Genomic DNA, 20,519 nt, shown 5'->3' on the forward strand with positions numbered 1-20,519 from the left:
CGCGGGTGAGGGGCGGCGCCGCGCCGCCCCGCACCCCGCGGTCAGGGCGCCCAGGGTGTTTCGACGGCCCAGGTGGTGTCGTCGGTGAAGGAGGCGGGGTTGTCCCAGGCTTGGGTGCCGCCCGGGGTGGCGAGCCACAACTCGGCGTTGTAGTGCCGCAGATACTGCTCGGGGAAGTTCGACGCCGAGAGACGGACGGCTCCGCCCGCGCCGCGTACGGCGCAGAAGGTCGCGTCGGCCCGGAACACGTCGCCGCTGCCCGCCTCCTTGTAGACGCGGAAGTCGCGGTGCCGCAGGTATTGGCCCGGGTAGTTGCGTGACTCGAAGGAGTAGCAGGCGCTGTTGGCGAGTCCCGGCACGATCCTCCAGGTGGCGTCGCTCTTGAGCAGGGCGCTGCTGTTCGCGTCGACCACGTCGGTGTAGGCGGCGCCCTCCCGGTGCCGCAGGTAGCGGTTCGTGTAGCCCGGCGTGGTCACCCGCAGTGACCTGTACTGGTTCGCGGGCAGGACGACGGGTGCGGCCGGACCGCGGGACGCGTCGATGAGGGCGCGGTTGGCCGCCCGGACCCGGCTCGCGTCCACCTTGACGACCTGCCGGTCGTAGGTGAGCAGACCGTTGGCCTCGTTCTCCACGTCGGTGATCTCCGTGTAGACGGAGGCGGAGAGGCCGGCGGGCATCCGCACCTCCCGAAGGGCGTCGAGGAGTCCGACCAGCCGGTTGTCGAGGTGGGCCTGGTCCGGCTGGTCCTCGTAGCTGAAGCCGCCGCCGGGATACCACTCGTGACCACCCACCCTGAAGCCCAGGCCGCCGTACTCGCCGAGGACGGCTGCGCGGGTGGCACTGGGCACGGTGGTGCCGGGACCGACGTAGACATGGTGGTCGAGGACGTCACCGTTGCCGCCGTCGACCGAGCCGCAGCAGTTGATGCCGCTCATGTTGTCGACCAGCCGCGAGGGGTCGTACGCCTTGACGTGGTCGGCGATCCGGGCCTGGTCGTACTGACCCCACCCCTCGTTCTGGTCGACCCACATCACAACCGAGGGTGAACTGCGGTGCTGGTCGATGATGCGGTCGTACTCGGCCTCCCACTGCGTACGGGCGGCGCTGTCCGGGGTGCGGGTGTCCATCGCGGGCATGTCCTGCCAGACCAGCAGGCCCAGTTTGTCGGCCCAGTAGAACCAGCGCTGCGGTTCCACCTTGATGTGCTTGCGGACCATGTTGAAGCCGAGGTCCTTGTGCTTCTGGAGGTCGTACTTCAGGGCGTCGTCCGTCGGCGCGGTGTAGACGCCGTCCGGCCAGTAGCCCTGGTCGAGCGTGCCGGTCTGGAAGACGAACTTGCCGTTGAGGACCGGACGCAGGACCCCGTCCACCTTGGCGGTGCCGACGGAGCGCATGCCGGTGTAGCTGCCCACGGAGTCGACCGTGGCCGAACCGGAGAGAAGGTCGGCCTTCACGTCGTACAGGAACGGGTCCTCGGGGGTCCACAGGTGCGGGCCCGGGATCGGCACCGTGAACGTGCTGCCGACCGCGCCGGTGGCGCTGCCCACCGTGGTCGCCCCGGACGACACCGTCACCCTGGCGCTCTGACCGGAGACACCGGCGCCCCTCACGGTGACCTTCAGGGTGTTGTTCGTCAGGTCGGGCACCATGTCGAGCCGGGTGATGTGGGCCGCGGCCGTGGGCTCCAGCCACACGGTCTGCCAGATACCGGACGCGGCGGTGTAGAAGATGCCGCCGCCGGGGTGCGGGGCCACGTCGTTGATGCGCTGCTTGCCGACCGCCTGGCCGCCGGTCTGGGTGGGATCCCAGACGGAGACGACGACGGTGTTGGTGCCGCCGTTGAGGCGGTCGGTGATGTCGTACGAGAAGGAGTCGTACCCGCCGCTGTGCACGCCCCCGACCTGGGTGCCGTTGACCCAGACCGTCGTACGCCAGTCGCTGGCACCGAAGTTGAGCTGGACACGGCGGCCGTTCCACCCCGCCGGGACCGTGAACGTGCGCTTGTACCAGAGCTTGTCGTTCTGGGTGATCTTGCGCTGGATCCCGGAGAGCGCGGACTCAGCGGCGAACGGTACCCGGATCTGGTCGGGGAACGACGAGGGCTGGCCCGCGTCCGCGGAGGTGACGGCGAAGTCCCAGATGCCGTTGAGGTTGGCCCAGTCGGGACGGGTGAGCTGGGGGCGCGGGTACTCCGGCAGCGGTTTGTCGACCGGGACCTGGTTCGTCCACGGTGTGGTCATGGGGGACGGCTTGGGGGTCCAGGCGCTGGGTGCGGCCTGTGCGGCGCCGGTGGCGGTCAGGGCCGCCGTGCACGCCAGGGTGAGGGTGGCGAAGGCGGTGGTGATCCGTCTCGCGCGCCGTCTGAGCCAGGCCGTCGCGGGGCGTGGAACGGCGGTGCTGCGCATCGTGACTCCTTGAGGATCGAGGGGGGCGCAAGGACGTGCACGTACGTCGAACAGCGCGACGGCAGCCGCGGACGCCTCCGTCGGCCGGTCGTCCCGTCGGCGGGGACGGGCTCCGTCGATGTCCACGACGGAATCGGCCGAGAAGGACTGGCGGCGTGCCCTCAGAGCTTGTACAACGTTGGAAAGAGCGGCAGTTGGCATGACAGCACGACCGCCGCCGTCTGTACAGGTGCATGACAAAACGGAAACGTCCGCCGAACCGTCCCACCGCTCCCACGAGATCACTTCGTGCACCCACTGTCGCGACCGAGCCACGGAACGTACACTGCCAAATCGCAGACATGCGGGCGTAGTTGACCGGGGGGAGCCGCCATGTCAGGTGATCATTACGGGACGGTGCACGGATTCGTCGTGCCTCCGATGCCGACCGCGCCACCGCCTGCGCCGGCCGACCCCGTGCGTGCCGCGGCCGTGGCGCTGCTCAACCTGAGCGGCCTCGGGCTCGGCTACGTGTTCGTACGCCGGTGGATCCTCGCGGCAGTCTGCTGGGCCGCGACCGCACTCCTGCTCTTCGTCGCCCTGCCGGCCGATCCGGACGGAGTGTCGGGCGGCGCCCTCACCGCCTACGTCGTCTTCCTGGTACTCGCGGCCGTGCACGGCGCGATCGTGGGACTCCGCACCCGGCTGGTGTGGCCGGCACCCGCCCCCCTCGCGATCGCCCTCGGCCTGCTGCTCCTCGCCGTTCCGGCCGGCGGTGTCGTGCTGTACGACAGTGCGCGCGACGAAGCCACGGAAGAGATGCTCCTCGACCGGCTCGAGCGGGCCGACCGGCTCGTCCTGGCCGCCGAGGGCAAGCCGTTCTCCGGTGCCCAGTCCGATTTCCGCGACGCGTGGCGCGTGTACGGCGACCTGCGGGAGGACCACCCCGACTCCCGTGCGGCCGACCGCGTGCCGGATCGCATGAAGACCTACTACACGACGGTCGGCGCCGCCTATGAGCAGAAGAAGTACTGCGACGCGATCCCGCCCCTCAAGTACCTGCGCACGCTGTCGCGGACCACGGACAAGGACGATCTCGGGTCCCTGGCCACCTGGCCCGACGACCGCCTGGCCACCTCCTTGTACGAGTGCGGATCGGACGGCCTCGCCGCCGGGGACGCGGTCTGGCCGACGCACTTCGGCGAACTGCTGGACACCTTCCCGGAGTCGGACCCGGCGACGAAGATCGAGCCCGCCGTCGGCTCCGCGGTCGACAAGGCCGTGAAGGACGTGCGCGGCGACGAACCGTGCGCCGCCGTCGAGCGATTGAAGGCCCTCAGCTCCCAGGTGGCGGGCCTGCGGGGGGAGGAGGCCGGAGCCGACCAGGCGCTCGCCAAGGACGTCGGCCGGGCGGACCGAAGCGCCGACTCGGGCGCGTACGACTGCGGTGTGGACCAGTACAAGGACGGCGACTTCGCCGAAGCGCTCTCCACGATGAACGACTTCGTCAAGGACAACAAGGGACACAAGAACGCGGCTCGCGCCAAGAAGATCGCGATCGCGGCGGAGATCGCCGAGACCATCCCCGCGGCGGGCAAGCGCGTGCCGACGACCGCCTCCGGCGGCAGCATCTCGGTCACGCTCAAGAACGACAGCCCCGACGACATCACGGTCCTGTTCACGGGGCCGGTCACCGGCAGCGTCACGCTCAAGGGCTGCGGCAGCTGCACGGCCTACTCCACCTCCAGCACACTGCTGGTGGGGTTCAAGCCCTGCAGCGACAGCGGCAAGAAGTACCCGCAGCGCACGATCAGTCTGCCGGTCGGAACCACGTACTTCCTGCACAAGCCGAAGTCGAGCACCAATGGCACGACCCCCGCCTCGGACACGGCCAAGCTGTCGTCCGGCTACATCTACACGGAGTGCGCCTACACCACGAAGGGCTTCGGCCTGGGCACCTGACGAGGGCTCAGGGCCCGACGGCACGCGGCCCGGCTACCTGCCACCGTCCTGGGGGCAGGTGGCGTCCGCGTGCACGTCCGGGTCCGCCTCCGGCCGGGCAGGCGGTACGGCGGACGCAGCCGGCAGGCGGAGCGAGGCGGCGGAGTCCTTGAGGCGCTCCAGGGTCTTCGCGAAACCCCGGAGCGGGGAACCCTGGGATGTGCGGAGCCTTCCCGCGGCCGACGGCCCCGCCCCGGGTGCCTCCTGGAAGGCGGCCAGCGCCTCATGGGCGAGTTCCGCGGCCTCGCGGTACAGATCGCGGGACTTCGTCATCGCGTCGAGTGCCTCGGCGTACGAGGTCACGAGGGCGCGCGCCTGGGCGAGTTCCTCCTCGACGGTCATCAGATGCCACTGGTCGCGCAGGTCCGACACCGCGGCCGAGGCATCGTCGAGCAGGGGGCGGGGCAGGGCGGCGAAACGCGTCACCGCGTCGATGAGCTCGGTGGGCTCCGACCCGTCCAGGAAGACGCTGCGTACGCTGAATTCGTCCTTGTCGTAGCCGGGCCGGGGAGGCGTTCCCGGCAGCACGACGGCACCGCCGCGCGGGACGCGGACACCCAGGTCGTAGAGCGCCCAGTTGACAATCTGGTACTGGTCGGGGGCGGCGCGGTGTTCGACGATGCGGTGCCGCAGGCTCGGCGGCATCAGCCGCGCAAGCGGCAGGCGACCGCGCTCGTCGGTGGTCATCGCCTCGTGGACGACGACGTGGATGCTCCAGGTGTGGCGCGCGGCGGTGGTGAGCAGCCGCCGCAGTGCCTTGTCCTCGGCGGGCAGCGGATTGATGTCCCGGAAGCGCAGTCCCGGGACGAGGTCGTGGTCCCAGGGCACGTCCGCGTCCTCGGGCCAGAACATGGTGGCGGGTGACGGCATGCTCAGTTCCCAGGGCCGTTCCGCCTCGGCCACGAGCGACCAGGTGCGCTCGTCCCCCGTGCCGGTCTCCGCGTCGAGTGTCAGCCTCGCGCGCACGGTGACGGCGTCGAGGACCTGCCAGCGTGCCTCGAAGACACGGCGGTCCGTGCCGTCACGGGTGTCCTCGAACTCCAGGTAGTCGTGGATCACCAGATCGTTCTTCTGCTCGCGCAGACGCCGTCGGACGACCTCTTCCGCGTGGGGGCCGACGTGGCGCCCGCGGGCCAGCCACACGGTGTCGGGGGCCGAGGCACGGGCGGTGGGGAGCTTGGCCATGAATCACTCTGCAGATGGGAGACGGCTTTCGTCCCCCAGTATGGGCCGTACCGATCACGCGGCAGGGCAGGGGGGCGCGCGTCGCTCACCACCGGCCGTGCGATGCTTCGCCCTTCGCGGTACGCCCGGTACCGGCCGCCCGCAGGTGTCACGCCGCCCGCGTGGGCGGGCAGGCCGCAGGGGATGGGGCGCTCGGCCGTCTACCAGGGCACCAGCGGCGCCGACCAGTGGCTTGGCTGGGCCCTGCGCACCGGCGGGGCGGGCGGCTGGGGGGGGCATCCGGCGGGCCGCCTCATGGGCCGCTCGACGGTCCGCTCGGTGGTGCTCCGAACGCAGTGGTCCGGTCCGGGGCCGGTGAGTGCCGTCCGTCGGACGTGCCGCCGCCCGGCCCGGGCGGGGCCGAGCGGTCGGTTGCCGGGTCGATACCTAGGCGCCGCTGGCGTCGAGCATCTCGTCGCGCTCGACGATCTTCACGCGCTCGCGCCCCTGCGGTTCACCGAGCGCCTTCTCCGCGGCGTCCAGCCGGTACCAGCCGTCCCAGGTGGTGTAGCGGACCCCGCGCTCGGCGAGGAACGCCTCCACCGCCTCCGGAGCCGGGGAGACGGGGGTGTGCAGACGGTCGTTGGCGTGGTCGTCGAGGAGGCTCGCGACGGTCTCGTTGGCATCGCCCTTGGTGTGTCCGATGAGGCCGATGGGCCCGCGGCGGATCCACCCGGTGACGTAGGTGGACTGCAGGTGCTCGCCCGTCGCTTCGATGACCCGGCCGCCCCGGTCGGGGACGGTGCCCGTCTCCAGGTCCCAGGGGAGCTTGGGAAGCTGGTCGGAGAGGTAGCCGACGGCGCGGTAGACGGCGGTGACGTCCCAGTCCGTGTGGGTGCCGGTGCCCTTGACGTTGCCGGTGCCGTCCAGCGCGGTGCGCTCGGTGCGCAGACCGGTGACGCGGCCGTCCTCGCCGAGGATCTCGGTGGGCGACTCGAAGAAGTGCAGGAACAGCTTGTGCGGCCGGTCGCCGACGTCGCGGATCGCCCAGTTCTCCAGCGTCTTGGCGACCATGTCGGCCTGCTTGTTGCCGCGCCGGGTGGCGATCGAGCCGTCGTCGTAGTCGATGTCCTCGGGGTCGACGATGACCTCGATGGTGGGGGAGTGGTCCAGTTCCCGCAGTTCCATCGGGCTGAACTTCGCCTGCGCCGGGCCGCGGCGGCCGAAGACGTGGATCTCCCGGGCCGGGTTGGCCTTGAGTCCTTCGTGGACGTTCGGCGGGATCTCGGTCGACAGGAGTTCGTCCGCCGTCTTGGCCAGGATGCGCGCGACGTCGAGGGCGACGTTCCCGACGCCGAGGACGGCGACCTTCTCGGCGTTCAGCGGCCAGGTGCGGGGGACGTCCGGGTGCCCGTCGTACCAGGAGACGAAGTCCGCCGCGCCGTACGAGCCGTCGAGGTCGACGCCCGGGATGTCGAGTGCCCGGTCCGCCGTCGCGCCCGTGGAGAAGACGACCGCGTCGTAGAAGGCCCGCAGGTCGTCCAGGTCGATGTCGCGCGGGTAGTCGACATTGCCGAAGAGACGGATCTGCGGCTTGTCGAGCACCTGGTGCAGGGCGGTGATGATGCCCTTGATCCGCGGATGGTCGGGAGCCACGCCGTAGCGGATCAGGCCGAAGGGGGCCGGCATCCGCTCGAAGAGGTCGATGGAGACCCCGGGCTCGCCGGCCGCTTGGGATTTCAGCAGCGCGTCGGCGGCGTAGATACCGGCGGGGCCGGCTCCGACGATGGCTACCCGCAGAGGGCGCGGCATGATCAGGTTCCCTTCGAGCGACGACAGGCTGGCTCGTCGGGAAGCCTAAACTAAGGCAATCCTAACTTGGTACGAGGGTCCGGCTGATGACCTCATAAGGCCGCCTTATGGGCGGGGTCGGGAGGGCCGTGCGGCTTCGAGTTCCCGCTTCAGGTTGCGCAGGGTCCGGTCGATGTTGCCGACCTGGAAGGCCGCGAAGGTCTTTCCGCCGGTCACGGTCCGGTCGAAGGCGTGTGCCACGAAGGTCGGCCACGATCGCCGGTCGTCGGTCCAGGACTCCGTCACGCGGGTCGCGGACCCGTCCGGCGAGAACCGGTACTCCCAGGTGGCGATCGGTGCGCGCAGGCGGGGTCGCTTGAGCCCGATCGCGTGGACCCGGAAGGCGAAGCGGCGGCCGGGCTCCGCCGCGATCACGGTGCAGCGTGTCGTCCAGCGGAACGGGCCGCGTTTGTTGTGCCCCTCGAAGACCAGGCCCACGTGGGCCGGTGCGTCCGGTTGCGGGACGGTCGCGCCGAGGTTCTCGGGGCTCCAGCGCCCCATCTGGGCCGGGCGGCTGACCTCCTCGTACACCGACGAGGGCGACGCCTCGACGAGGATGCTGCGCGTCACGGTGAGTGTGCGGGGCATGGGGGGTGTCCTTTCCTCGGCGACAACTTACTCGTCAGTAGCGGCACTGTCGTGGGTCGAGACGGGTGGGTGCCACCTGTACGTGGTTGATCCAAGGAATAGTTACCGTAGCGTAACTTACTGACCAGTTACCGGCGGTAAGGGGTCGGTGTTAGCTTCCGCTCACCTGCATCGGAGCAGAGCGAGGAGTGAGCCGTGAGCCGCACGAGCACCCGTTCGCGTTCCCCCTTCCGCGACTCTGACGACCCGTCGGACTCGCACCGGGCGGCGGCCGCCGCCCGCCGGCAACGACCGCGCCGCACCAGGCTGTTGGCCGTCACGGTGGCCGCGGCGGCCTGTATGGGCGTGCAAGCCCTGCCGGCGACCGCCGCCGGCGGGCCGGAGCCCGTCGTGTCCCGCGGGGTGACCATCCCCGCCTTCTACAACCCGCCGGCCGAACTGCCCTCGGTCAACGGCACGGTGATCCGCCAGGAGCCCCTGCCCCTCGGCCTGAGCCTGCCCGGCCTGGGCGGGCGGCCGATGCCGGGCACCGCCACCCGCCTGATGTACAAGTCCACGGATTCCGACGGGCGGCCCGTCGCCGTGACCGGCGCCTACATCGAACCCTCGGCCGCCTGGAGGCGCGGCGGCCCACGCCCGCTGGTCGCGCTGGCCTCGGGGACCATGGGCCAGGGCGATCAGTGCGCGCCCTCCTTGGCGCTGCAGTACCCGCTGAGCCTGCGGGGCGAGACCGTCTCGGTCGGCTACGAGGCCCTGGCCGTCTACCGGCTCCTCTCGGCCGGCGCGGCGGTGGTCGTCACCGACTACGTCGGCCTCGGCACGACGGAACGGCTCCACACCTACGTCAACCGCCTCGACCAGGGGCACGCCCTGCTGGACGCGGCCCGCGCGGCACGCGCCGTGCCCGGAGCGTCGATCACACCCGACTCGCGCGTCGGCCTGTACGGCTACAGCCAGGGCGGCGGGGCCAGTGCCGCGGCGGCGGAGCTGCAGGCCGGCTACGCGCCCGACGTCAAGCTCGCCGGCACCTATGCCGGTGCGCCGCCCGCCGACCTGACCGCGGTCATGAAGGGCATCGACGGAAGTGCCCTGGCCGGTGCGCTGGGCTGGTCCATCAACGGATTCGCCCAGTCCGACCCCGACCTCCGGGCGGTCGTCGAGGCCAACATCAACGCCACCGGCAGGGCCGCGCTCAAGGACATCTCCACCATGTGCGTCGGTGACGCGATCCTCGGCTACGGGTTCACCAGGAGCACGAAATGGACGATCGGCGGCAAGTCGGTCGCCGACGTCATCGCGGCCGAGCCCAAGGCGCAGACCGCTCTCGACAAGCAGCGCATCGGCACCCTCAAGCCCACCGGTCCGGTACGCCTGGCCACCGGGACCCAGGACGACATCGTCCCCCACGCCCAGGCGCGCCAACTGGCCGTTGACTGGTGCCGCAAGGGTGCGAACGTCACCTACGAGGCCGTCGAACTGCCGAACCTGGGCGACAAACTGATCACCAATCACCTGGTGCCGCTCATCACCGACCAGGGCGACGCGGTGTCCTGGCTGACCGACCGCCTCGCCGGCCGGGCGGCCACGTCCAACTGCTGGTCGATGCCTTTCCAGCGCTGACCGGTGCGCCGCGGCCACCGCTGCGTGACGCGGTGGGCGCGGCCTGCCGGCGCCGACGTGGACGGCACTCGCTAGACCGGGGGGCAGTGGCGTGCGACGACGCTGTCCAAGTCCTCGATCCAGGTGTCGAGTTGGTCCTCGTCTCCGGTGACCACGCGACAGGAGTGCCTGGCCCCGTTCCTCAGTACGACGGTGATGGTGAGCCCGTACCCCCGGCCGGTCTCTGTACGAGTGACCGTATGGACGAGCGGCCAAGGGAAGTCCACGGGACGGCCGTTGACCCCCAGCGAGATGCCCTGGGCGTCCGCCACCACCGCATTCTTGTGGTCCATGGCGAGGAATTCCTCCGCCTCCTGCGGGCCGTGGGGCACGGACGGCGCGGCCGGGGCGGTGACGGTAGGCGCATAGGCCGGCGGGGGCGGCACGGCCGGCACGGACAGCACCGTCGGCGTGTGGCCGGGGGCCGGGGCGGTGCTCGTACCGAAGGCGTCGAGCAACTGCTCGGTACTCGGCCGTCGTGCCGGTTCCTTCGCGAGGCAGGCCTCCACGACGGGCCGGAAGGACGGCGGGACCGCCGCCAGGTCCGGGTCCTGGTGGACCGAGCGGTACATCAGCATCACCGGTGTGCCCTGCCCGAACGGGGTGCCGCCGAAGGCCGCCGCCAGCACCGCTCCGAGTGCGAACACGTCCGCGGCCCCGTCCACGGCTCGTCCCTCGGCCTGCTCCGGAGCGAGGAACCCCGGAGTGCCCACGCTGGTACCGGTCACGGTCAGCCGGGAATCCTCCACCGCACGCGCGATGCCGAAGTCGAGGACGCGCGGCCCGTCTGCGGCCATGACGATGTTGCCGGGCTTGAGATCGCGGTGCACCAGCCCACAGGAGTGGATCGCCTGCAGGGCCTCGGCGAGCGCCGCGCCGAGGCGGCGCACGGCGGGTTCGTCCATGGGCCCATGAGCGGTGAGATGCTCGGCGAGCGTGGGGCCGGGGATGTAGGCAGTCGCCAGCCACGGCGGGCGTGCGTCCGGATCGGCGTCCACGACGGGAGCGGTGTGGAAGCCCCCCACCCGGCGTGCGGCGCTCACCTCCGCGCGGAACCGTTCCCGGAACGCGGGGTCCTGGCCGAGTTCCGGCCGCGCCACCTTCACCGCGACCGCCCGGCCGCCGCGCGACCGTGCCAGATAGACGATGCCCATCCCGCCCTCGCCCAGCACGCGCTCGACGACGTACGCCCCGATACGCTCCACGTCTCACCCCTTCGACCGACCCCCGCAGTCGGTGGGGCGGCCCGCCCGATTCTCCTCTCGACCGGCCGTCGGGCCCAAACGGACCTCGGCCGGACTGTGCGCCGGATCCCGGCTCGGGTATGATCGATCTTGAGCGCGTCGCCGAACTGCCGGTGCTGCGCCACGCGTTGGTGGTCCAAGGCAAGACGCCCCGCTTCCTGCGGGGAGATGCAGGTGCAAGGCCTGCCCGGCGCTCCGTACAACCCCACTCCAATCATCCGGAGTGGGGTTTTTCATGCTGCGCGACCGGCATCACGGGGCTCCGAAGCGGAGGGGCGAGCCCCCGGGGTGGCTGTGCGCGGTGCGAGCTGTCGCGTGGGCCGTCGGGCACCACCCCGCCCGAGGTGGGCTGCCTCACGCCGGAACGACCGCGCGGGGGCGTGAGCGCGGGCCCGTCGTACCGGACCTGCCATGGGCGTCGGCGGGCGGTCGTCGGGCTCACCGACCGGCGTCGGCAACACGTCGGCGGGCCCCCGAGGACTCCGGGACGGCCCGCCGTTCACAGGTCGATGGTCGTGCCCCAGCCCTCGGCCCGGGCCACGGCGTGGGCGACATGCGCGGCCGCGACGTCCAGGGCCGCGTGCCCGGTGGATTTGAAGACGGTCAGCTCCGATGCGTCGCGCCTGCCGGGGTGATCCCCGGACAGCACGGCGCCGAGGAGGGCGACCGTCCGTCCGGCCGGCAGGTCCTGCAACTCGTGGGCCCCGGCCGGGACGCGGGCCGTGGCGGCGCCGGGCCACTCGGCGAACAGGGTGGCGTCGCGGACGGTGTCGGCGTCCAGTTCGGGGCCGTGCGAGCCGCCCACGGAGCTGACATGGGTGCCGGGGGCGAGCCACGCCCACTCGATCACCGGGCGGACGGCGCCGGTGCAGCAGAACACCGTGTCCGCCGCGCGGACCGCCGTCTCGACGTCCGGTGCGCTCCGCGCGGCCGGGTGCAGGCGCGCGGCGCGTTCGGTGCGACCGGGGTCCCGGCCCGCGACCACCACCGGGGTCGCCGGGTCGAGTACGGCGAGCAGCGCGATCTGGGCACGCGCCTGCGCGCCGGTGCCGATGACGGCGACGGTGCGGGGGTGGGGTCGCGCCAGAGCGCGGGCGCTGTGGGTGGCGGACGCGGCCGTGCGGATCCCGGTGAGGGACTCGGCGTCCATGAGGGCCAGCGGCCGGCCGTCCTCGGCGTCGAACAGGGCCACGACGCCCCGGTGGGTGCTGCGCCCGGGCCGGGCCCGGTCGGCGAACACGGAGACGAGTTTCGCCGCGAGTCCCAGCGAGGGGACGTAGCCGGGCATGGCGCCCAGCAGTCCGCCGGGGGCGCGGGCGGCGATCCGCGGCGGCGCCGACGCCTCCTCCGCGCTGATGGCCGTCAACGCGGTCGCCACGGCGTCCATCACCCGCCGGGGGTCGAGCGCGGCGCGGGTCTGCGCGCGGTCGAGGACCAGTATCCCGCTCATCGTGCTTCCTCCACGGATTCACCGGGTGCGCCGGGACCGGCCAGGCGGCGTTGCAACTCGTCGGCTGCTGCGGCAAGTTGCCGTCGCAGTACGGCGATGCGGCGTTCGTCGAACTCCGTGTCCAGGCCGACGACGGTCAGGGCGCAGGCCGGTGCCCCGGGGGAGGGGACGACGGCGCGGCTGATGGAGGCGACGGGCTGTTCGTTGCGACCGTGCTCCACGGCGAATCCGTCGCGTTCGGTGCGTTCGATGTCGGCCAGCAGGCCTTCGGGTCCGGTCAGTGGATGTCCGGCCGCCTCGGCGGGCCGGAGGTAGGGGGCGCGGGCGGCCGGGGGGAGCGCGGCGACCAGGGCGAGGGGCCCGGCGAACCGGTGGACGGGCAGGGCCTCGCCCATCAAGTGCGTGATCATGGCGAGGCGTTCGGGGCGGACGGCGTCGATCACCCGGGCCCGGTCGGCCTCCAGTACCTGCAGGTTGACCATCATTCCCGTGCCGGCGGACAGGTCCGTCAGGATGGGGCGCGCGAGAGCCGTCAGCGAATTCCGGGCCGCGGAGGACGACAGCCCCAGAACGGCGGTGCCGGGGAGGTAGCGGTCGCCCGCGCGCAGCACCCAGCCGCGGCGCACGAGGTCGACCAGTACCCGGTAGGCGGTCGCGCGGTGCAGGCCGACCTCCTCGGCCAGGTCGGTGAGGCGCAGGGGATGGGGTGAGCGGGCCACGGCCTCGACCAGGTCGAGCGCCTTGTCCACCGCTGATCGGGGTGCTTCGGGCACGTCGGACCACTCCTTGTGGCGCCGGGGGTGGCCAGCGTACGGTGGCCTCGGTTTCCAGTGACGATACAGATGTTACGTAGAGCGTAACAAGCCCCTCCGAGGTGAAGATGATCCACGAGGCACCGGTCGAACCGGGCCCGCCGCACGCGCCCCCGCCGGAGGGCGCCGTCGTGGTGTACCGCGGCGCCACGCTGTTCGACGGGCACGGTGGCCCGCTGCGGCCGTCGACGACGATCGTCACCGACGGCGCGTGGATCCGGGCGGTCGGCGACGACGCCGAGATCGCGGCCGGACTGCCCGCCGACGCCACCGTGATCGACCTCGGCGGACGCTTCGTCGTCCCGGGTCTCATCGACTCCCACCAGCACATCGCGACGCCTCCCGACCGCCCCGCGGCCGAGGCCGTACTGCGCAGGCTCGTCTACAGCGGCGTCACCGCGATCCGCGACATGGCGGACGACCTGCGGCAGGTGGGCGACCTCGCCAGGGCCACCCTCGTCGGAGAGATCCCCGGGCCCGACATCCGCTACGCCGCGCTCATGGCGGGCCCGAGTTTCTTCGACGACCCGCGCACCCACCAGGTCTCGCAGGGGGAGACCCCGGGCGCGGTGCCGTGGATGCAGGCCGTCACCGACGACACGGACCTGCGCCTGGCCGTCGCCGTGGCGCGCGGCACCCACGCGGCCGCGATCAAGGTCTACGCGGACCTCGACGCCGCAGCCGTCGCAGCGATCACCGAGGAGGCCCACCGTCAGGGCATCCCGGTCTGGGCCCACGCGACCGTGTTCCCCGCCTCGCCCCGGCAGGTCGTCCTGGCCGGCGTGGACAGCGTCTCGCACGTGACCCTGCTCGCCTTCGCGGGAGCGGAGGGGCGGTTGACGAGCTACAAGACGAAGCCGCCGGTCGACCACAAGCGATTCGCCGGCGGTGACGACCCGCTCGTCGAGGAACTCTTCGCCCTGATGCGCCGGCGCGGCACCGTCCTCGACGCGACCACCGCAATGTGGGCGAGCGACGCCCTGGCCGGCGACGGCCCCGAAGCCGCCGAGCGGGCCCGCGCCAACAGTGAACTCGCGGCCCGCCTCACCGCGCAGGCGTACCGGGCTGGCGTGGACATCGCCACCGGCACGGACTACGAGACCGACCCCGAAGCCCCGTTCCCGGCGCTGTACGAGGAGCTCGCGTTCCTGGTCGACCACTGCGGCATGTCTCCGGAACACGTGCTGCGGTCGGCCACGCTGATCGGTGCCCGCAGCGCCGGTGCCGAGGACGTCATGGGCAGCGTGGAACCGGGCAAGCTCGCCAACTTCGTGGTCCTGCAGGACAATCCGCTGGACGACATCGACCATCTGCGCAGTGTCACGACGACCGTCAAACGCGGCCGCCGCTTCGCCCGCAGCGAGTTCGAGCGGCCCGTACCCGCGGACGGGCTGCGCCGCCACGACGAGGCCGAGGAGGGCCGATGACGTCCATGCCCATGATCATCAACGCGCTGGGGCAGCTCGACAACCCCAACGCCGCCCGGTCGGCCGAGGCCGCCGCGCAGCTCAACGCCACCAGCGAGCAACTCACCATCGACGCCCGGACCCTGGCCGACGCCCGCGCTTCCGGCCTCACCGCCGTCAACGTGACCCTCGGCTACACCATGGGCGACCTGCCCCCGTACGAGCACACCCTGCACGAGATCGCCGTGTGGGACGCGATCATCCGGGACAACGCCGAGCACCTCACCAAGATCCGGACGGTCGCCGACGTCCACCGGGCCAGGCGCGACGGCAGGATCGGAGTCATCTACGGTTTCCAGAACGCCGTCGCCGTCGGTGACGACCCGGGCCGCGTCGCCACCTTTGCCGAGCTGGGCGTGCGGATCGTCCAACTCACCTACAACCAGGCCAATCACATCGGCGACGGATCGATGGCGCCGGCCAACCGGGGCCTGAGCGACTTCGGCCGCCGTGTGGTCGAGACCCTCAACGACCACCACCTCATGGTCGATCTCTCGCACAGCGGGGAACGGACCTGCCTGGAGGCCGCGGCGATCTCGCGCAGCCCGGTGTCGATCAACCACACCGGCTGCCGTGCCCTGGCCGACCTGCCCCGCAACAAGACCGACGAGGAACTGCGCCTGGTCGCCTCCCGCGGTGGCTTCGTGGGCATCTACTTCATGCCCTTCCTCAGCCTCTCCGGTCACGCCACCGCGGCCGACGTGGTCGAGCACATCGACCACGCGGTCAACGTGTGCGGCGAGGACCACGTCGGCATCGGCACCGACGGCCCCATCACGTCGATCGACGACCTGGACGCCTACCGCGCTCACCTCGCCGAGCACGTGGCCCTGCGCCGGCAGGCCGGCGTCGGAGCGGCGGGGGAGCGCAGCGACACGCTCCCCTTCGTCCTCGACCTGCGGGGAGTGGACCAGTTCCGCGATCTCGTCCGCCTCCTGGAGAAGCGCGGCTATCGCTCCGAGCGCATCGAGAAGATCCTCGGACGCAACTTCCTGGAGTACGCGGAACGGGTGTGGGCACCGCCGCACGCATGAGAGCGGCCACAGCCGGACGGCCAGGGGCCGTCCGGCCGTGCATGTGGGGGCGGGAACCGCTCGCTGCCCCGGGCGCGACGGCGCGACGGCGAGGGCGGAGCGGGGCTCAGAAGGCGTACCGGATCCGCAGCCAGGGAGCCCGGGCCGCGACGAGGTCACGGAGGCGATCCACCGCCCGCGCCTTGACGAACCCCGCGTAACGGACGTTCGCCGCGCCGTTCTCGGAGCGCTTGGCCTCCTGCAGGTCCGGCCGCCACAGGACGTCCTCGGCACGGGGGTGCCAGCCCTGGTTGACCTCGTGCAGCTCGCGGTTGTGCGTCAACATGATCACCTCGGCCGCGGCCTGGTTCTTCACCCGGTCCGGCAGGACGTCGTCGAGGTGCCGCAGGAGGTCGGCCCAGGCCTCCTCCCAGCCGGGCCGGATCACGACGGGCGAGAGGTTGAAGTGCACCTCGTAGCCCGCGTCCAGGAAGTCCGCTGCGGCGGCGATCCGTTCGGCGACCGGTGAGGTGCGCACGTCCAGCAGCCGGGAGTCCTCCGGGGGCATCACGGAGAAGCGGATGCGGGTGCGACCGCGCGGGTCCAGTGCCAGCAGGTCCGGGTTGACGAACTTGGTGGCGAAGGACGCCTTGGCCGTCGGCCACTGCCGGAAGGCGTGCACCAGATCAGCGGTGTTGTCGCAGATCAGAGCGTCCACCGAGCAGTCGCCGTTCTCGCCGATGTCGTACACCCAGGCGTCGGGGTCGCACTGGTTCGGCTCGGCCTTGGGCCCCTGGCGGGCGATGTGTCGGCCGATGTGGACGATGATCCGGTCGATGTTGGTGAAAACGGTGACCGGGTTGGCGTATCCCTTGCGGCGCGGGACGTAGCAGTAGGCGCACGCCATGGCGCAGCCGTTGGAGGCGCCGGGGGCGATCCAGTCGGCGGACCGGCCGTTGGGGCGCGTGCTCGGCGACTTGCGCTCACCGAGGACGAGGGTCTCGCCCTTGACGCGCACCCAGCGCGCCACGTTTCCCTCGTTGCCGTGCAGCCCGGCGATACGCCAGTGGGACTCCACCTCGACGACGCGTGCCTCGGGGAACCGCGCGATGATCTGCCGGCCGCGCGCAGAGGCTGCCGCCGCGGGTTCGGCGTGGATCTCGCGCACGGGGAGCAGGCGCCGTGCCGTGGGGGAGTCCCGGAAGGACGGCCGGCCGTCGCCCGGCGCCGCGGCGGGCGCGGGACGGAGGGCGTCGAGCCCGAACAGGGTGTCGGAGCCGTCGTCCGGGGTGCTGGGCGGGTGGTGCATGGACGCTCCGGATCGGGGAGTGCGGGACGTTACCGGTCGGACAGGGCGAAACCGCACCTTCCACTGTACGGGGGGCCCGGCCACCGGATGTGCTGCCCGGGGCGCCACGGACTCCCGCGAGCCGGGCGGCGGTGGCGGGCCTCGGCCGTCAGCGGTCCGACGTGTCCTGCAGTACGAGGAGCGCGATGTCGTCGGTGCGCTGCGCGGTGGTGCGGGTCTTCCTCAGCAGGTCGTCGATGAGGACGTCCAGATCCCGGTCGTCGGCGTCGGCGAGGTGCCGGGCGAGCCGGTCGAGGGACTCGTCGGGGTCGACCCCGGGCGTCTCGACGAGGCCGTCGGTGTAGAGGACGAGCATCATGCCCGCGGTGAGCGGGATCTCGGTGACCGGGAACGCGGCGTCGGGGTCGATCCCCAGGAGCGGCCCGGGTGGGACGACGACGGGCCGCGTCTCGCCGCCCGGCAGGCGCAGCAGGGGCGGCGGATGGCCCGCGCTGGCCAGCGTCACGCGGCGCCGGGCCAGGTCGAGGTGGGCGTAGAGGCAACTGGTCAACAGGTCGGGGGACAGGTCCGTGAGGAGCCGGTTGGTCCTCGCGAGGACCTGGTCGGGTGACGTGCCGAGGGTGGCGTGGGCGTAGACGCCGGTGCGGACCTGGCCCATCAGCGCGGCGGCGGCGACGTTGTGGCCCTGGACGTCGCCGATGACGGCCGCGGCGGCGCTGTCCCCGAGCCGGAGCAGGTCGTAGAAGTCCCCGCCGATGTCCATGCCACGGGTCGCGGGCAGATAGCGGGCGGCGACCCGCAGATCCGTGAACCGGGGAAGGGCGCGGGGGAGCAGGGCCTGCTGGAGGCCGTGGGCGAGCTCGTGCTTGGTGTCGTACAGGCGGGCCCGGTCCAGGGCCTGGGCGACCAGTCCGGCGAGCGAGGTGAGGACGGCGCGTTCCTCGGCCGGGAACGCGCGGGGCTGGTCGTAGGACAGGATGCAGCAGCCCACGGGGCGGCCCGAGATGATCAGGGGCAGGAAGGCCCAGGCCTGTTTCCCACTGACCATCGGCGCCTCGGGATACAGCCGCTGCATCTCCTGGGCGCTGGCGAAGAACGCGGGGACGCCGTCGCTGAGCGCCCGACCGGCCGGAGTGAAGTCGGTGTCCAGGGGCAGCCCGTCCAGGCGCTCGATGGTGGCGGCGGGGTAGCCGCGGTAGCCGGTGATGCGCAGCCGTCCGGCGTCGGCGGTGGACAGCACCAGGCCCTGCGCGCCGAAGGCGGGCATGATCTGGTCGGCGACCAGATCGATGACGTCCTGGACGCCGACGACCTCGGTCAGCGCGGCGGCCAGGTGGGTGAGCTGGTAGAGGTGGCCCGCCCGGGACGGGGCGACGGTGCGCGTGGGCCTGGTGGACCCCGGCAGCGGCGGGCCGGGGGCACCGCTGGGCACGATGCGGACGCTGATGCCGCTGGCGTCCGGATAGAGATGGAAGTCGAGCCACTGGTCCGGCGGGCGGCACGCGGTGAACGACATCGGCTCGCGGCTGAGCACCGCGGCACGGTAGCGGTCCTCGTAGGCGGGGTCGTCGAGCCAGCGCAGGGACTGCCAGGGCAGGGTGCCCAGCAGCCGCCCGGCCTCACGGCCCAGCAGGTCGCAGGCGCCGGAGCTGAGGTACACGAAGCGGCCCTCCAGGTCCAGGGAGCAGCTTCCGCCCGGCAGGCGCTCCACGAAGTCGGCGGCGGCCGTCCCCGGGTCCGCGGGCCGGCGGCCGTCGGCGGCCGGGACGACCCGGGGGCCCTGGTCGTGGACGGGAGGCCCGCCCCGCTCGGCCGACTCCTCCAGCAGCCGGGCCAGACGCCGGCATCTGGAGGCGATGTGGCCCCGCTCGCGGGCAGTCATGTACGGCGGCCGTCCGGCGGGCCACATCAGGAGCAGCGCCCCCCATCGCCGCGCTCCGGTGACCGGGGCGGCGGCCAGCACCAGGGGGTGGGGCAGCACCATCGCGGTACGCGGATACGAGCGGGCCATCTCCTCCTGGCTCCCCACCCACACCATCCGCCCTTCCCGGACGGCTGCGGCCACCGGCGCCGGCGCGGCCAGGGACACCCGGGCCCACGGCGCGGCGAACTCCGCCGGTGCTCCGCACAGGGCGTCCAGCCGCAGCGACCGCTCGTCCGGGGCGAGCAGGTACAGCGCGCCGACGGTCGCGCCCGTCCGGCGCACCGTCTCCGCGAACTCGGCATCCAGCGCACCCGCGGCGGCGCCCGGATCACCCGCGCCGGTCACAAGCACCTCCAGCATCGCGGGACGGCTTCCCGGGCGGGACCGCGGACACGGCCGCGAGTCCCCCTCCTGCTCCACCTACCCCGGACGTACCCGGTCTCTCGCCCCTAATGGACGTTACGCCCGTGGGAAACGGTCGGCACGCCGTCGTGCGAGGGCGGTGCACGGCGCACCGGGCCCGGCGTGCGAACCCGGCGTGTCCGCCCGGCACGGCTCGGTCGCACGGTCCGGGCGGCGGTGCGGTGGGGCACGCTCGGGCGGTACGGGCGCCCCGCCCGCGCCCGGACCCCGAGGACCGGAGGCCACCGGTGCATCGGAGAGGTTCCGCGCGGCCCCGACGTGGTACTCGCGGAAGACCAGAGAACCGGCGCCGTCCGGCAGTGACGCACCTCGTGTCGGCGGCGCCCGCACCGGAGGTGTTCCGGCGAGCGGGGCACCCCGTCGTCGACCGGGTCACCGGACACCGACCCGAAGGGGGCCGCGGGCCTTCCGTGGAGGAACAGACGATGAACGCCGACGACGCGTACGACAGCAGCCACATCACCCGGTGGCTGCTGGAGACGGACTCCCTGGAAGCGTTCCTGCAGACGCTCGCCGACGCCGCCATGGAACTGTCCGGGGCCGAGGGCATCGGGGTGACGCTGGAGGGAGAGGGCCGGCCCATCACCGTGGTCACCGCGGGGCCCACGGCACCGAAGCTGGACGAGAAGCAGTACGGCCAGGACGACGGCCCCTGTCTGCAGGCCCTGCGCACGGGCCAGGAGATCGCCGTCGACGACATGCTGCGGGAGGACCGCTGGGGCGACTACCCCGCCTACGCCGCCGCCTGCGGCATCCGCTCGTCGCTGTCCCTGCCGATCGCGGCCCACACGGACTCCTCCGGGGCCCTCAACCTGTACGGCGGCCCGCCCGACGCCTTCGAGGACAAGGACCTCACCGCGCTGCGCTCCCTGGCGGCCCAGGCCACCGGCGGTATCGCGGTGGCCCAACGCATCAGCGAAGCGCAGGAGTTCAATGACCAACTGCAAACGGCCATGCAGTCCCGCAGCGTCATCGACCAAGCCCTCGGCGTCATCATGGGCCAGCGCCGGTGCACGGCTGCCGAGGCCTTCCACATCCTGCGCTCGGCCTCCCAGCATCGCAATGTGAAGCTCCGCGACCTGTGCGCCGAAATGATCACCAACCTCACCGGCCGGCCGCCGACGACCCCGGAGTTCCGCCCACGCGGCTGACCGGATGCCCACGTCGGTCCACCCACGAACGCTGCGCCGAAGACCACCATCTCCCACACCCCGGCCCCGCGGAGCGGCCC

Annotated in this window: 14 protein-coding genes; 5 read left to right on the top strand and 9 right to left on the bottom strand. The window is 72.2% G+C overall.

Going from position 1 to position 20,519, the window contains the following annotated elements:
• Positions 1-41 precede the first annotated feature (41 nt).
• Entirely contained in the window at positions 42-2,405 is a 2,364-nt protein-coding gene (locus ACZ4NT_RS06540) for an AbfB domain-containing protein (RefSeq protein WP_467723892.1), read from the bottom strand.
• Between the two features lie 372 nt (positions 2,406-2,777).
• On the opposite strand from ACZ4NT_RS06540, the gene ACZ4NT_RS06545 reads away from it, so the two are divergent.
• Positions 2,778-4,346, top strand: coding sequence for a hypothetical protein (locus tag ACZ4NT_RS06545; protein ID WP_467723894.1), 1,569 nt, complete (start codon positions 2,778-2,780; stop codon positions 4,344-4,346).
• Positions 4,347-4,379: 33 nt separating this feature from the next.
• Here ACZ4NT_RS06545 and ACZ4NT_RS06550 read toward each other — a convergent pair whose 3' ends face one another.
• The 3 genes from ACZ4NT_RS06550 to ACZ4NT_RS06560 all read right to left on the bottom strand — a co-directional run bounded on the left by ACZ4NT_RS06550 (position 4,380) and on the right by ACZ4NT_RS06560 (position 7,988).
• Entirely contained in the window at positions 4,380-5,570 is a 1,191-nt protein-coding gene (locus ACZ4NT_RS06550; protein WP_467723896.1) for a hypothetical protein, read from the bottom strand.
• A gap of 426 nt (positions 5,571-5,996) precedes the next feature.
• Positions 5,997-7,361 carry an FAD-dependent oxidoreductase gene (locus ACZ4NT_RS06555; RefSeq protein WP_467723897.1) on the bottom strand — a complete coding sequence of 455 codons (1,365 nt, stop codon included), beginning with the start codon at positions 7,359-7,361 and terminating at the stop codon, positions 5,997-5,999.
• Between the two features lie 105 nt (positions 7,362-7,466).
• Positions 7,467-7,988, bottom strand: a complete 522-nt coding sequence (locus tag ACZ4NT_RS06560) for an SRPBCC family protein (RefSeq protein ID WP_467723899.1) — start codon at positions 7,986-7,988, stop codon at positions 7,467-7,469.
• Between the two features lie 306 nt (positions 7,989-8,294).
• Between ACZ4NT_RS06560 and ACZ4NT_RS06565 the strand changes: the two genes are divergently transcribed.
• Positions 8,295-9,608: a lipase family protein gene (locus tag ACZ4NT_RS06565; protein ID WP_467724165.1), complete on the top strand. Its 1,314-nt coding sequence runs from the start codon at positions 8,295-8,297 to the stop codon at positions 9,606-9,608.
• Positions 9,609-9,679: 71 nt separating this feature from the next.
• Here ACZ4NT_RS06565 and ACZ4NT_RS06570 read toward each other — a convergent pair whose 3' ends face one another.
• From ACZ4NT_RS06570 to ACZ4NT_RS06580, 3 genes are all read right to left on the bottom strand, one after another.
• Positions 9,680-10,852 carry a serine/threonine-protein kinase gene (locus ACZ4NT_RS06570; protein WP_467723901.1) on the bottom strand — a complete coding sequence of 391 codons (1,173 nt, stop codon included), beginning with the start codon at positions 10,850-10,852 and terminating at the stop codon, positions 9,680-9,682.
• Positions 10,853-11,390: 538 nt separating this feature from the next.
• Entirely contained in the window at positions 11,391-12,341 is a 951-nt protein-coding gene (locus ACZ4NT_RS06575; RefSeq protein ID WP_467723903.1) for an ornithine cyclodeaminase family protein, read from the bottom strand.
• Positions 12,338-13,114 (bottom strand): IclR family transcriptional regulator, encoded by a 777-nt coding sequence (locus ACZ4NT_RS06580; RefSeq protein WP_467723905.1) that lies wholly within the window; start codon positions 13,112-13,114, stop codon positions 12,338-12,340. The genes ACZ4NT_RS06575 and ACZ4NT_RS06580 overlap by 4 nt, the downstream gene beginning before the upstream one ends.
• Positions 13,115-13,221: 107 nt before the next feature.
• Here ACZ4NT_RS06580 and ACZ4NT_RS06585 point away from each other — a divergent pair, with 107 nt between their 5' ends.
• On the top strand, positions 13,222-14,580 hold the full coding sequence (locus tag ACZ4NT_RS06585; protein WP_467723907.1) for an amidohydrolase family protein: 1,359 nt from the start codon (positions 13,222-13,224) through the stop codon (positions 14,578-14,580).
• Positions 14,577-15,653 carry a dipeptidase gene (locus tag ACZ4NT_RS06590; protein WP_467723909.1) on the top strand — a complete coding sequence of 359 codons (1,077 nt, stop codon included), beginning with the start codon at positions 14,577-14,579 and terminating at the stop codon, positions 15,651-15,653. Before ACZ4NT_RS06585 ends, ACZ4NT_RS06590 begins: the two co-directional genes overlap by 4 nt.
• A 106-nt stretch (positions 15,654-15,759) precedes the next feature.
• Here ACZ4NT_RS06590 and ACZ4NT_RS06595 read toward each other — a convergent pair whose 3' ends face one another.
• Positions 15,760-16,941 carry a spore photoproduct lyase family protein gene (locus tag ACZ4NT_RS06595; protein WP_467723911.1) on the bottom strand — a complete coding sequence of 394 codons (1,182 nt, stop codon included), beginning with the start codon at positions 16,939-16,941 and terminating at the stop codon, positions 15,760-15,762.
• A 148-nt stretch (positions 16,942-17,089) separates the two neighbouring features.
• On the bottom strand, positions 17,090-19,225 hold the full coding sequence (locus ACZ4NT_RS06600) for a SpoIIE family protein phosphatase (protein WP_467723913.1): 2,136 nt from the start codon (positions 19,223-19,225) through the stop codon (positions 17,090-17,092).
• Positions 19,226-19,713: 488 nt separating this feature from the next.
• Here ACZ4NT_RS06600 and ACZ4NT_RS06605 point away from each other — a divergent pair, with 488 nt between their 5' ends.
• Positions 19,714-20,439 carry a GAF and ANTAR domain-containing protein gene (locus ACZ4NT_RS06605; protein ID WP_121408006.1) on the top strand — a complete coding sequence of 242 codons (726 nt, stop codon included), beginning with the start codon at positions 19,714-19,716 and terminating at the stop codon, positions 20,437-20,439.
• Positions 20,440-20,519 lie beyond the last annotated feature (80 nt).

Source organism: Streptomyces sp. NPDC026417, assembly GCF_055567695.1.